This window comes from Streptomyces sp. CB02959, from assembly GCF_002803155.1.
GTDB lineage: Bacteria > Actinomycetota > Actinomycetes > Streptomycetales > Streptomycetaceae > Streptomyces.
This window is the reverse complement of the sequence record NZ_NNBP01000037.1, coordinates 56,500-68,736: the sequence shown is the minus strand read 5'-3', so window position 1 is coordinate 68,736 and position 12,237 is coordinate 56,500. Positions and strand designations below refer to the sequence as shown.

The window sequence follows — 12,237 nt, the reverse complement described above, 5'->3', positions numbered from 1 at the left end:
GGCTCGATTTAGCCACGAACATACATGATGGACCGTCAGTTTACTTATGGGGCTTGGTAGTTCGTGCAGATCGGGGAATTCCGTTTGGGGGCATGCTGATGGCCCGGTTGGTCGCGTCGGGTGGGCGCCGGGTTCCACTGCGCCGGTGAGATGGTGCGGGTTGTCGGGATGTGCGGAGTGGCTGGTCAGCCGGGGTTCGGGAGGGTGTGGAGCCTGTGGTCCGGCAGCTTCGCGGCCGGCGGCGTCGGCGGGGACGGAACCGGCAGCGTCAGCAGGGTCTTGCGGGCGATGCGGACCTCCTCGGCGCCCGGGCCGAACTCCTGCAACTGCGCGGTGAGTTCCGCGTTGCGTCCCCGGGTGGCCTCGGCCTGCGCCGCGATCTCGCGCTCTTGCTCCTCCAGGTGCGCCCGGATAGGGGGCGGGCAGGGAACGGATCGAGGCGAACACGGCACTGTGCGCGGCCGTGGAGAACGCCTCGGGCGGGCCTTCCGTGGGTTGACGTGACGATGCCCCGTCCTTGCCCGCTGTCCTCAGCCGCGAAAGCCGACAGGACCGAACACCTCTAACGCGCCACATCCCGAACAGCCCGATATGCCCAGTGGTTTGACGGGAGGGAAAGAACTTTGCCGCACCCTCTTCCAACAGACTTCCACAAGTTCTACCGTAAGCACCCATCAGTGACAGGTGCACGTCCCCACCCCCCTCTCACGAAGACGGAGGACGCGAACCATGCGCGTTCAGTTACACACCACCCGCCGGCGGAACCACCCAAGAATCGTCGGAGCGCTGTCCGCCGCGCTGCTGTGTACGGCCGGGGTGACCGCCCTGCCCGCCTCGGCGAGCACGCCCCACGTCCCGGGCGCCGCCGGACCCGTTCCCACCAGCGCCACCGTGGACGCCGGCCGCGTACCCCGGCTCCCCAACGGGCTCGCCAAGACGCCCCCGATGGGCTTCAACAACTGGAACTCCACGCACTGCCGGGCGGAGTTCAACGAGGACATGGTCAAGGGCATCGCCGATCTGTTCCTGTCCAAGGGGCTCAAGGACGCCGGCTACCGGTACGTCAATCTCGACGACTGCTGGGCGCAGCCCGCGCGGGACGGGAACGGCAAGCTCGTACCGGATCCGCGGCGCTTCCCGCACGGCATCAAGGCGGTCGCCGACTATGTGCACTCCAAGGGCCTGAAATTCGGCATCTACACCAGCGCCGGCACCAAGACCTGCAACCAGGACGGATTCCCCGGCGGCCTCGGCCATGAGCGGTCCGACGCCCAGCAGTTCGCCGACTGGGGCGTGGACTACCTCAAGTACGACAACTGCAACAACCAGGGCGTGGACGCCCAGCAGCGGTACCGCACCATGAGGGACGCCCTGAAGGCCACCGGACGGCCAATCGTCTACAGCATCTGCGAATGGGGCGAGAACAAACCCTGGGAGTGGGCGTCGGCGGTAGGACATCTGTGGCGTACCACCGGGGACATCAGCGACTCCTGGTCGAGCATGCTCGATATCGTCAAGCAGAACCTGCCGCTGGCGCAGTACGCCGGCCCCGGGCACTGGAATGACCCGGACATGCTGGAGGTCGGCAACGGCGGGATGACCGACACCGAGTACCGCAGTCACTTCTCCCTGTGGTCGATGATGTCCGCGCCGCTGCTGATCGGTTCCGATCTGCGCAAGGCCACCCCGGAAACCTTCCAGATCCTGACCAACAACGACGTCATCGCGCTCGACCAGGACCCCCTGGGCAAGCAGGCCACCGTCCTCAAGTCCGAGTCCGGCCGCTGGACGCTGGTCAAGCAACTGGCCGACGGCTCCCGGGCGGTGGCGCTGTTCAACGAGACCGACGAGCCGCAGCAGATCTCCACCACCGCCAAGGACGCGGGCCTCCCGCAGGCCGACCACTACCGGCTGCGCGACCTGTGGCAGCACCACAACACGCACACCACCGGCACCATATCCGCGACCGTGCCCGCTCATGGCACCGTTGTCTACCGCGTCACCGCTCATAAGGGCGGCAGCTGAGCCACACCCGAGTGCCGGGTGGGTGTTCGCGCCTGCCCGGCACCAGGCTACGGGGAACCGTGCTCAGCGGATGGGCAGTTCGGGGAGCAGTGGCTGCTGGCCCATCCCCGCTTTCACCTTCACTTCACGCCCACAGGATCATCGTGGTTGAACCTGGTGGAACGGTGGTTCGGGGAGCTGACCAGCAAGAAGCTGCGGCGCGGCGTCCCCCGCTCGGTCCCGGCTCTCGAACGCGACATCCGTGCCTGGTCGGCCGACTGGAACGGAAAACCACGACCACTCAGCTGGACCAAGACCGCCGACGAGATCCTCGACAAAGTCGCGACGTACTGCAAGAGAATCTCTGACTCAGGACACCAGGGCAGCACCAACTGATCGACCGAGGCCGGACTCAGGCGGGCTGTTGCATCTCGATGGGGAGGTGCCGGGGGACTCGGAGCCTGCGGAGCCTGTGGTGCTCAGGGTCGTCGAGCCGCAGGAACGAGGGCTTCGGCATTCCTGCGGACGGGGCGGTGAAGTAGCCGGTTTCGGCCCATAGGGGCAGGACGGCGAGGGGGTCGGAGTTCTCGCCCTTCTTGGGCGAGGCGCGGGTGTGCATGCGCAGGCAGAAGGCGTAGCCGTTGATCCGAGAGACGCGGATCTTGATCAGCTCGACCAGGAGCGGGTCCAGGCCGGCGGCGGCCGCACTCTCCTCGGCGGTGGTCGACAGGGTGAGCAGGGCCTTGTAGCAGGCCGGGTGCTGCTTGCCGATGTCGACGCGACTGTTCCCGGTCATGATTCGTCGCTTGGCATGCGGTGTATGAATCTTCGGGACTACTGGTGGTCTGTGACGCGGATGATCGTCTTGCCGGGGGTGCGCTTGTCGGGAGCGAAAGCGTCGACGGTCTCTGCCAGGGGTCGGACATCGCCGATGATCGGCTTGAGACGTCCTTCGCGTACACGGACGGCGAGGTCGGCGAGGCGGGTGCGGTCGGGCTCGACGACGAAGAAGATCGCACGTCCGTCCTTGGGCCGGACGGTGACGGGGCGGGCGATGCTGACGAGCGTGCCGCCGGGACGGACCAGGGAGGCGGACCGGTCGAGGACGTCGCCGCCGATGACGTCGAAGACGACATCGACGTCGCCGATGTCTTCGAGGCGTTCGGCTTGCAGGTCGACGAAGGTGTCCGCGCCGAGGTCGAGAGCGGTCGTACGGTCGTCCGCGCGGCCGGTGCCGATCACGCGAGCGCCGGCCGCACGGGCCAGCTGGACGGCGAGGGAGCCGACGCCGCCCGCGGCGCCGTGGATCAACGCGGTCTGACCGGTGGCCAGGTGGGCGTGATCGAACAGGCCCTGCCAGGCGGTGAGCCCGGAGATGGGCAGGGCCGCGGCCGTGACGTGGTCGATGTCGGCCGGCAGCGGGGCGAGGTTGCGGGCCTCGACGGCGACGTACTGGGCGAGCGAGCCGTTGCGCGTCCAGTCGGCGAGGCCGAAGACGCGTTGGTCGACGCTCAACCCGGTGGTGCCGTAGCCCAGTTCCGTCACGACGCCGGACAGCTCGTGGCCAGGCACGCTGGGCGTACGGTCGCGGCCGGACCGGTCGGTCCAGGTGCCGGGCCAGGTCAGCTCACCCGGGGTGAACCCGGCGGCGTGGACGCGCACGATCACGTCGTTCTCGGCCGCGTGCGGATGCGGCAGGTCGGTGAGGGTCAGACCACGGACGCCGGCGTCGCGGTCGTGGACGGTGATGGCTCGCATGGACGGTTCCTCGCGGGGGACGGGGGCGGACGACGATGCGTGCGGCACCACACCAGTGGCGCCTGTTTCGTCTTGTTTCAGAGCCTAGATGCCGAGTGACCCAGGAGGCTGGTCCACTTTGCGGCCTTTTGGGTGGGGCGTTCGTGCTCCGAGTGCCCGCACGGAAAAAGTGCACAAGTAACTTGGCGAAGTAGCTTGTGTGATTTTTACGCTGAAACCATGACCAAGAACCCCCGGCCCCAGGAGACCGCCGCGACCGTACAGCGCCTCAACGACGCGATCAAGCGGCTTCGGGCACGGCTGCGCACTGAGTCGGGGCAGCACGCGGCCGGGCTACGAGGTCCTGACAAAGGCGTCGGACGTGTCTGTGGGTAACGAGGCATGTGGCGAGGCCGAGGAAGGCTTCGTGGATGTCGTCGCGTCGTTCCCATCGGATGCGTAGGCGGCGGAAGCCGTGGAGCCAGGCGATGGTGCGTTCGACTACCGGCCTGCTACAGCTGCCCGGCACACCCTGCGTCTGCCGGCCCGCCGAATCCAGCACCTGACCGAAGAGATCGACGACCTGAACCAGCGGATAGATAGCCGAGGCCGTCAAGGCGAGTACGCCCGGTCTGCTCGACGTACGCGGCGTCGGCCCGGACAGCGCCGCAGCCCTGCTCGTCGCCGCAGGTGACAACCCCACCCGGAACTACCTGCAGCGACGCCTCGCCGAGGGCAAGACGCGTCGAGAAGTCATCCGCTGCCTCAAGCGCTACATCGCACGGGAGGTCTAGCGGCTCATCGCCACTCCGAGTCCGGCAGCCAGCCGCGCACGTGCCGCAACCGCCACTTGACATCCATAGGGGCATCAACGCCCACCGGCCGGAGCCTGGCGACCCTGCGCGAGCGCGTGGACTTCTACCTCGCGCTGAGCATCACCTGGGGTCCGTACCGCCCCGGAACGCCCCCGGTGTCACGCCCGTCCGCAGCCGGAAGAATTTGGTGAAGTCGCTGGCGTCGGCGAAGCCGAGGCGGTCCGCCACCTCTTTCGCCGTCAGGCCGCTGTGCTGCAGCAGCCGCTTGGCCTCCAACAGCACCCGATCGTCGACGTACTGCTTGGCCGTGCGGCCGGTCGCGGCGGACGTGGCCCGGGTCAGTGTGCGCGGACTGTAACCGAGTGCCGCCGCGTAGTCCTCCACGCGGCGGGTCACCGCGTGGTCTCGCTCCACGGCCGCGTGGAAGCGGCGGAACACCTCGGACGAGGCGGCGGGCCGAGGAGCCGGACCGCGGGCCTGCGCGAGCCGCATCACCAGGACGGACAGCAAGGCGCGCAGCACCTCGGCGTGTGTCTGCAGCGGCAGCGAGGCCAACTGTCCGTACTCGTACCTGAGATGGTCGAGGGCGTGGCGCACACCCTCCGCGTCCGGGCCCTCGGGCGTGAGCGGCCGCTGCTCGTACGGCGGATCCATGTGTGCCGCCGCCACGGTCGCGGGCGGCAGGAACCCCGCCTCGAACAGCACGATCACCCCGTCCGCCGCCCTCAGATCCGCGCCGAACCGCTGGACCTGCCCCGGCCGGATCCACAGCCACGATCCCGGCCGCAGTTCGTACTCGACGAAGTCCACCCCCATCAGCAGCGGCCGGTCGCGGGCGCCGATCAGCTGGTGGAAGGACGGGCGCAGCGGCGCGTACGGGTCGTTGCCGTGGCGGCGCGCCCGCTCGTACAGGGCGGCGAGCTCCATCACCTCGACGCCAGCCGGTGCGCCGACGGTCGGGGTGTAAGCCAGGTCCCTGACGTCCGAAGGCCGATCCTGTCCGATTTTCCCCATCGCTGGTCCCGAGCGTACCGCCGCCGCGGCCGGACCGCCTCTTAGCGTGAAAGCACAGGTCAGCAACGTGTGAGGAGTGGTCCTGTGCGGTTGGTCGTGGGAATGACCGGGGCAACGGGCGCCCCGTTCGGTGTCCGGCTCCTGGAGAATCTTCGCGAGCTGCCGGACGTGGAGACGCATCTCGTCCTGTCCCGGTGGGCGCGCACGACGATCGAGCTGGAGACCGGCCTGTCCGTGGCAGAGGTATCCGCGCTGGCGGACGTCACGCACCACCCCGACGACCAGGGCGCCACCATCTCCTCCGGCTCCTTCCGCACGGACGGCATGGTGATCGTGCCGTGTTCGATGAAGACCCTTGCCGGGATCAGGACCGGGTACGCGGAGGGCTTGGTCGCGCGCGCCGCCGATGTCGTACTGAAGGAGCGGCGCAGGCTCGTCCTCGTCCCGCGAGAGACCCCGCTGAACGAGATCCATCTGCAGAACATGCTCGAACTTGCCCGCATGGGCGTGCAGTTGGTGCCACCCATGCCCGCCTTCTACAACCATCCGCGCACCGTCGACGACATCGTCGACCACGTGGTGGCCCGCATCCTCGACCAGTTCGAGCTGCCCGCGCCCGCCGCCAAGCGCTGGGCCGGAATGCGCGCGGCCCGCACTGCTTCGCGCGACGTCGCCTGAAGTCCGATACCCCCGCAAAGGAGTTCCCCATGGCTTATGACGATCTGCGCAGCTTCCTCGACACCTTGGACAAGGAGGGGCAGCTGCTGCGCATCACCGAGGAGGTGCTGCCCGAGCCCGATCTCGCAGCCGCCGCCAACGCGACGGGCCGCATCGGCGAGAACGCCCCCGCCCTCTACTTCGACAACGTCAAGGGCTTCACCGACGCCCGGATCGCCATGAACGTGCACGGCTCCTGGGCCAACCACGCGCTCGCGCTCGGGCTGCCGAGGAACACCTCGGTCAAGGAGCAGGTGGAGACGTTCGCGCGTCGCTGGGACGCCTTCCCCGTTGCGCCCGAGCGCCGCGAGGACGCACCCTGGCGCGAGAACACCCAGGAGGGCGATGATGTTGACCTCTTTTCGGTGCTCCCGTTGTTCCGTCTCAACGACGGCGACGGCGGCTTCTACCTCGACAAGGCCGCCGTCGTCTCCCGCGACCCCGAGGATGCCGACCACTTCGGCAAGCAGAACGTCGGCACGTACCGCATCCAGGTGATCGGCGCCAACCGGCTCGCCTTCCAGCCTGTCCCCATGCACGACGTCGCCCAGCACCTGCGCAAGGCCGAGGAGAAGGGCGAGGACCTGCCCATCGCCATCACCCTCGGCAACGACCCGGTGATGGCGATCGTCGCCGGGATGCCGATGGCCTACGACGACAGCGAGTACGAGATGGCCGGCGCACTGCGCGGGGCGCCCGCACCGATCGCCACCGCGCCGCTCACCGGCTTCGACGTGCCGTGGGGCAGCGAGGTCGTCATCGAAGGCGTCATCGAGTCGCGCAAGCGGCAGATCGAGGGCCCCTTCGGCGAGTTCACCGGCCACTACTCGGGCGGGCGCCGCATGCCCGTCATCCGCGTCGACCGCGTCTCGTTCCGAACGAACCCGATCTTCGAATCGCTCTACCTCGGCATGCCATGGACCGAGTGCGACTACCTCGTCGGCCCCAACACGTGTGTGCCGCTGCTCAAGCAGCTGCGCGCCGAGTTCCCCGAGGTGAAGGCCGTCAACGCCATGTACACGCACGGCCTGATGGTGATCATTTCCACGGCGAAGCGGTACGGGGGCTTCGCCAAGGCCGTCGGCATGCGCGCCATGACAACACCGCACGGACTCGGCTACGTGTCCCAGGTGATCCTCGTCGACGAGGACGTGGACCCCTTCAACCTGCCGCAGGTCATGTGGGCGATGTCGGCCAAGGTCAACCCGAAGGACGACGTCGTCGTCATCCCCAACCTGTCCGTCCTGGAGCTGGCCCCGGCGGCCCAGCCCGCCGGCATCACGAGCAAGATGATCATCGATGCGACGACGCCGGTCTCGCCGGACGTCCGGGGCAACTTCTCCACGCCCGCCAAGGACCTGCCGGAGACCGCGCAGTGGGCGGCCCGGCTGCAAAGCATGATCGCAGACTGTGCCTGAACAACCTCCCCGATCTCTTGAAAGGACAGACCTATGAACAATCTGCCTGTTGAGTGCCCCCGCTGTGCCTTCGAGACGGTCGCTCGGCTCGCCACCTCACCCGTCCCCGGAGTGTGGGACGTGCTCCAGTGCGGCCGCTGCCTGTACACCTGGCGTACGACCGAGCCCGCCCGCCGTACGCGGCGCGACACCTACCCCGAGAACTTCAAGCTGACGCCGGCCGACATCGCGAACGCGATCGAGGTCCCGGAGATGCCGCCGCTTCTCAAGTAGCACCTTGAGTGCTGCCGCACACCACCAGGTGCGTCGACAGCTCGGTCCGCGTCGCGTCCGGCTGCTCGCCCGACACCCCAGGCGGACGAGCAGCCGCGGCGCAGTGGACACCGTCTCCGCCAGTGGTGGCGGACCGTGGTCAGCGGTGGGACCCGCCAGATCCTGCGCAGCACCGTCCTGCACATCAGCCCCGACGGCCTTCGCTGGGCTCAGTGGGTCTTGGCGGACGAGCCGTTCCAGCTGGGGGAGCGGCCGATCGCCTGGCAGGTCTCCGCCCGAGCCGAGACCGGGACTCCGACCGCGACGTGGTCGGCCTACTTCATCCCGACATTCCCGGCGAGGCCCTGGCCGACTTCCTCGTCGCGCTCGATGTGCGAGACCACCCCACCGTGCCGGCCGCCGGGCCAGAGATGGTCCTCGACGCCGTCACCGCACACGGCTGGCTCCGCGACGCCGACCAGCCCGGCGTGGGAGCAGTGGACCCGACCTTCACGTCCCACCTCGACCTGGGCGAGATGCCACCGCTCATCCAGGACGCCGACACCCGCTTCCTGACCACGGAAGCCGACGACGCGCGACCGTACGGTTGGCAGGCGTGGGCCGAACCTGCCCTGGGCGCACCGATCTTGTGGGCCGCTTCCTTCGGCTCCAGCGTGCCGCATGACCTCGTTGCCGCATTCGCCCGCGCCATCAGCTCCACCGCACCGGTGCTGCGCCAGGCGCTGCCCGAGAGCACCCGGGAACGGCTCCTTCGGGCCCCCGCCGGCTGAGCACTGGAACTGCCTGTCTGGCCCTGTGAAGCCCGGCCCTCCGTCGCGGTCCGCTACGAGGCGACCGTTCTTGTCGCGGCCATCAACGAGTGGCTGTGACCGGCACGTTCGATCCACGCCTTAGTCGGGGGGTGACTCGTCGGCGAGCTGGTTGCTGCGGTCGATCTCCGGCATGTGTGTCTCGGCCCAGACCCGCAGAGCGGAGAGCGGTCCTTCGAGGGACAGGCCGAGCTCGGTGAGCCGGTAGTGGACGGCGGGTGGCACGGTGGGTTCCACTCGGCGCGCGACCAGGCCGTCGCGGACGAGGCTCTGCAGGGTGACGGACAGCATCTTCTGTGAGATGCCGGAGATACGGCGCCGCAGTTCCGCGAAACGGAGCTCGTCCGGCGCCTCCTCGGCCAGCACCTTGACCGCCATCGATGTCCACTTGGTGCCGATACGGTCGAGCAACTGGCGGGTCGGGCAGAGCGGATTCAGCAAATCACCCCGCTCACCGGGCCGCCGGCTGGGTTCGCCGGGCCTCGATGTGGTCACTCAGGGCTCACCACCTGAAGGGAAAGTGCCGTCTTGGGGGAACCAGGGTAGTTCCTTAGCGTGACGTGGTCACTATTCCTCACCACATTGGGAGCCTCTCCATGCCCGAGCTGCGGCGCGTCCCCGTCAACGGTGTCGAGTTGAACGTCGCCCTCGCTGGATCGGGCCCGGCCGTCCTGCTGCTGCACGGTTTCCCGCACACCTGGGAGCTGTGGACGGACGTCATGGCCGGCCTGTCCAGCCGCTACCGCGTCATCGCGCCGGACCTGCGCGGGTTCGGTGCGAGCAGCGGGACCGCCTCCGGGTACGACGCGGGAACCCTGGCCGAGGACGCCGCGGCGCTTCTCACCACGCTCGGCGTGTCCTCGGCTGCGGTGGTGGGCATCGACGCGGGCACCGCGCCGGCCTTCCTCCTCGCCCTGCGCCGCCCCGGTCTCGTCCGGCGCCTGGTCGTCATGGAGTCCGTTCTGGGCAGGCTGCCCGGCGCCGAGGAATTCCTTGCCGACGGGCCGCCGTGGTGGTTCGGCTTCCATTCCGCCGCGCCCGGCCTTGCCGAGACCGTACTGGAGGGCCACGAGGCCGCCTACGTCGACTGGTTTCTGAGCACTGGCACGCTCGGCGACGGGGTGCGCCCCGCCCTCCGGGACGCCTTCGTCCGCGCATACACCGGCCGCCAGGCGTTGAACCGCGCGTTCTCGTACTACCGGGCGCTGCCCGAGAGCGCGGTACAGATCGAGCAGGCGGTCGCCACTGCCCGCCTGACGGTGCCAACGATGACGTTGGGCGCCCGGCCCGTCGGTGCGGCACTGGAACGCCAGCTCCGCCCGATCACCGACGATCTCACCGGACACGTCATCGAAGACTGCGGCCACATCATTCCGCTGCACCGGCCGCGCGCCCTACTCACGCTGCTGCGTTCATTCCTTGCCGGTGAGGACGCGAAAGCAACGTGACCGGGTCCGGAGGGCTGACTTTCGATACACGCCCTATGGGGCCTTGACTACCTTTTTACCTGACGCTTTGTGGGCAACGATCTGCTCTGCGCCTATGGACACCACGCAGGGGCGCGGGCTCGTGGCCAACACGGGCGGAGGTGGCGTTCCGTCAATTCGCGGGAGCGCAGCTGCAGATCGCCGGGCCCGTACCCCAGACGGGCACCAGCCCCGGAAGCTGTGATGCTGCTCGCCCGGGCGGGATGTGCCCGAGCGTTACGGTCCGCGGGAGACCGCGCACACCCCCTTCCGATGCGGGCAGAGCGCCGGCACGTGGGTGACGGTGTTGCAGAAGCTGCAGGTCACAGCGCCGCGGCCGAGCGCCGAGTAGGGCACGAAGCCGATGCCCAGTTCCCGGACCACCGCCAATGCGGTTCAGGGCGGGCCCTGGGGAAAGCGCTGCGGTCTCGTTCAAGCCCTTGGAGCTCGCAGGTGTCGACGTCGGGCCAGCTCCTCGTCGTCGACCAGGGTGAGCATGGGCTGACCGGGCGCACACAACATGGTGACGAGGAATCGGCTCCAGGAGTCCGTCCGGTTGTTGCCGTCCTGGTAGTGGATGACATCGCCACCCGGTTCCCAGAACGTCTCCCCGGCCCTGATCACCCGCTCGGGCTCGCCTTCCAGCTCGAAGAGCATCTCCCCCTCCAGCATGTAGCCGAAGGCGGGTCCCGAGTGCCGGTGGGGAGGGGTGCCGGGATCACCGGGAGGGAAGGCGACGAGAACCGTCATCGCCTCTGCCCCCTCCGGAACGAACGGCGGTTTCGCCGACTGCAGCACGGTGAGCGCCGTCTTCCACGCTTCCGAGCGTGGCCGGCTCCCGGCGCCGCCCGCCGTCGGTTCGTCGTTCGCCATGGGTGGGGCCTCCTGCGGTAGGCGGGCTGGGTCAGGAGAGCCAGTCCGTGTAGTGGGTGGGGGCGATACGCGCGTCGCCCTTGGTGGTGAGAACGTCGCCGCTGACGGCGGCGAACATGCCGGCCGTGCCGTCGGTGACGACGCTGCGACCGTCGGGACGGGCGTTCAGGGTGATCCGTCCGAGGTCGTCTAGGGCGAAGACGTCGGGCCCGCCGACGTTGAGAGTGCCGTTCAGGGGGGTACCCGCGGCGACTTCGGCGACGGCGTCGGAGACGTCCTGGGCGGCGATCGGCTGGATCGGGGTGGCGGGCAGACGGACGACGTCACCCTCGGTGGTCCACGACAGGACCGCGGCGACGAACTCCATGAACTGGGTGGCGCGCACGATCGAGTACGGGACCGGCCCGGCCTTGAGGATGTCCTCCTGGAGGGCCTTGGCCCGGTAGTAGGCGAGGCCGGGGACTTGGTCCGTGCCGACGATCGAGAGGATGACGGCGTGCCCGACCCCGCCCTTCTGGCCGGCGGCCAACAGGTTTTCCATCGAGGTCTGGAAGAACGCGAGGGAGGCGTCGTCGAACGTCGGGGAATTGGTCAGATTGACGATGACGTCGGCGCCGGCCACCGCCTCCTCCACACCCTTCCCAGTGACCACGTCGACGCCCGTGGACATGGAATGCGGCACGGCCTCGTGCCCTGCCGCGTTCAGCTTCTTCACGACCTGCGATCCGATCAGGCCCGTACCGCCGATCACTGCGAACTTCATCGGTCACCTTTCGTCGCGTACCGCCGGGTCATGCCCCCAGCCTGCGACGGCTCGGTGTGCGGCGCACCCGGGCCGTGCCTGGAGAGCCGGCGCCCCGTGACGTACCCGTGCTGCTGAGCTCCGAGGCGGCACACCAGGTGGTGCTCTGGCTCGGTAGCGATCTGCCAACGTCAGGTCACCCATGCCGCACGGCCCGTAGCAGCCGAAGCGGTCCGGCTCGATCGAACATACGATGGTCGGGAGCGGACTCGGGCGGCTCGCCGTGCCGGCCGTCGGGAGGGGCACCCGAACAGCCCGACCGCAGCGCACACTCTCCAGCCGGCTGCGCTCGTCACCATGCGTTACTCG

The 12,237-nt window shown here is 68.7% G+C and carries 11 protein-coding genes and 5 pseudogenes; 8 read left to right on the top strand and 8 right to left on the bottom strand.

The genetic code is table 11. The features are described from left to right. Nucleotides 1-185: 185 nt before the first annotated feature. Nucleotides 186-452, bottom strand: coding sequence for a hypothetical protein (locus tag CG747_RS40435; RefSeq protein WP_180985925.1), 267 nt, complete (start codon nt 450-452; stop codon nt 186-188). A 277-nt stretch (nt 453-729) separates the two neighbouring features. Here CG747_RS40435 and CG747_RS40430 point away from each other — a divergent pair. After that, a pseudogene (locus CG747_RS40430) lies at nt 730-2,007 on the top strand (alpha-galactosidase); the annotation flags it as partial. A 105-nt stretch (nt 2,008-2,112) separates the two neighbouring features. Beyond that, nucleotides 2,113-2,400, top strand: a pseudogene (locus CG747_RS40425) (IS630 family transposase); the annotation flags it as partial. 16 nt (nt 2,401-2,416) lie between these two features. Here the strand turns inward: CG747_RS40425 and CG747_RS40420 are convergent. Together CG747_RS40420 and CG747_RS40415 are read right to left on the bottom strand one after the other, a co-directional pair. Further along, nucleotides 2,417-2,800 (bottom strand): carboxymuconolactone decarboxylase family protein, encoded by a 384-nt coding sequence (locus CG747_RS40420; RefSeq protein ID WP_100606878.1) that lies wholly within the window; start codon nt 2,798-2,800, stop codon nt 2,417-2,419. A gap of 38 nt (nt 2,801-2,838) precedes the next feature. Then, complete coding sequence (locus CG747_RS40415; protein ID WP_100606877.1) at nt 2,839-3,762, bottom strand: NADP-dependent oxidoreductase; 924 nt, start codon at nt 3,760-3,762, stop codon at nt 2,839-2,841. Between the two features lie 219 nt (nt 3,763-3,981). On the opposite strand from CG747_RS40415, the pseudogene CG747_RS50245 reads away from it, so the two are divergent. Then, a pseudogene (locus CG747_RS50245) lies at nt 3,982-4,098 on the top strand (MarR family transcriptional regulator); the annotation flags it as partial. Here the strand turns inward: CG747_RS50245 and CG747_RS50240 are convergent. Continuing rightward, nucleotides 4,043-4,252, bottom strand: a pseudogene (locus tag CG747_RS50240) (transposase); the annotation flags it as partial. The pseudogenes CG747_RS50245 and CG747_RS50240 sit on opposite strands and share 56 nt — an antisense overlap. A 424-nt stretch (nt 4,253-4,676) precedes the next feature. Further along, the gene (locus tag CG747_RS40400) at nt 4,677-5,483 is read right to left on the bottom strand and encodes a helix-turn-helix transcriptional regulator (RefSeq protein ID WP_100606876.1); all 807 of its coding nucleotides are present in this window, start codon (nt 5,481-5,483) and stop codon (nt 4,677-4,679) included. Between the two features lie 171 nt (nt 5,484-5,654). Here CG747_RS40400 and vdcB point away from each other — a divergent pair, with 171 nt between their 5' ends. The 4 genes and pseudogenes from vdcB to CG747_RS40380 form a co-directional block, all read left to right on the top strand. After that, nucleotides 5,655-6,248, top strand: coding sequence for a non-oxidative vanillic acid decarboxylases subunit B (gene vdcB, locus CG747_RS40395; RefSeq protein ID WP_100606875.1), 594 nt, complete (start codon nt 5,655-5,657; stop codon nt 6,246-6,248). 29 nt (nt 6,249-6,277) lie between these two features. Next, entirely contained in the window at nt 6,278-7,705 is a 1,428-nt protein-coding gene (locus CG747_RS40390) for a non-oxidative hydroxyarylic acid decarboxylases subunit C (RefSeq protein WP_100606874.1), read from the top strand. Between the two features lie 33 nt (nt 7,706-7,738). Beyond that, a complete protein-coding gene (locus CG747_RS40385; protein ID WP_100606873.1) occupies nt 7,739-7,978 on the top strand; it encodes a non-oxidative hydroxyarylic acid decarboxylases subunit D in 240 nt (79 codons plus the stop codon). A gap of 153 nt (nt 7,979-8,131) precedes the next feature. Then, nucleotides 8,132-8,748: pseudogene (locus tag CG747_RS40380) on the top strand (DUF317 domain-containing protein); the annotation flags it as partial. A 120-nt stretch (nt 8,749-8,868) separates the two neighbouring features. Here the strand turns inward: CG747_RS40380 and CG747_RS40375 are convergent. Beyond that, on the bottom strand, nt 8,869-9,282 hold the full coding sequence (locus CG747_RS40375) for a helix-turn-helix domain-containing protein (protein WP_100606872.1): 414 nt from the start codon (nt 9,280-9,282) through the stop codon (nt 8,869-8,871). Between the two features lie 101 nt (nt 9,283-9,383). Between CG747_RS40375 and CG747_RS40370 the strand changes: the two genes are divergently transcribed. Then, on the top strand, nt 9,384-10,235 hold the full coding sequence (locus CG747_RS40370) for an alpha/beta fold hydrolase (RefSeq protein ID WP_100606871.1): 852 nt from the start codon (nt 9,384-9,386) through the stop codon (nt 10,233-10,235). Nucleotides 10,236-10,685: 450 nt separating this feature from the next. Here the strand turns inward: CG747_RS40370 and CG747_RS40365 are convergent, their stop codons facing one another. After that, complete coding sequence (locus CG747_RS40365; RefSeq protein WP_100606870.1) at nt 10,686-11,126, bottom strand: cupin domain-containing protein; 441 nt, start codon at nt 11,124-11,126, stop codon at nt 10,686-10,688. Nucleotides 11,127-11,157: 31 nt separating this feature from the next. Next, nucleotides 11,158-11,889: an SDR family oxidoreductase gene (locus CG747_RS40360; protein ID WP_100606869.1), complete on the bottom strand. Its 732-nt coding sequence runs from the start codon at nt 11,887-11,889 to the stop codon at nt 11,158-11,160. Nucleotides 11,890-12,237: the final 348 nt, after the last annotated feature.

Bases quoted from the DNA above. Each gene is read 5' to 3' on its own strand.
- CG747_RS40420 (WP_100606878.1), bottom strand. From the start codon at position 2,800: ATGACCGGGAACAGTCGCGTCGACATCGGCAAGCAGCACCCGGCCTGC.
- CG747_RS40415 (WP_100606877.1), bottom strand. From the start codon at position 3,762: ATGCGAGCCATCACCGTCCACGACCGCGACGCCGGCGTCCGTGGTCTG.
- CG747_RS40400 (WP_100606876.1), bottom strand. From the start codon at position 5,483: ATGGAGCTCGCCGCCCTGTACGAGCGGGCGCGCCGCCACGGCAACGAC.
- CG747_RS40390 (WP_100606874.1), top strand. From the start codon at position 6,278: ATGGCTTATGACGATCTGCGCAGCTTCCTCGACACCTTGGACAAGGAG.
- CG747_RS40385 (WP_100606873.1), top strand. From the start codon at position 7,739: ATGAACAATCTGCCTGTTGAGTGCCCCCGCTGTGCCTTCGAGACGGTC.
- CG747_RS40370 (WP_100606871.1), top strand. From the start codon at position 9,384: ATGCCCGAGCTGCGGCGCGTCCCCGTCAACGGTGTCGAGTTGAACGTC.
- CG747_RS40365 (WP_100606870.1), bottom strand. From the start codon at position 11,126: ATGGCGAACGACGAACCGACGGCGGGCGGCGCCGGGAGCCGGCCACGC.
- CG747_RS40360 (WP_100606869.1), bottom strand. From the start codon at position 11,889: ATGAAGTTCGCAGTGATCGGCGGTACGGGCCTGATCGGATCGCAGGTC.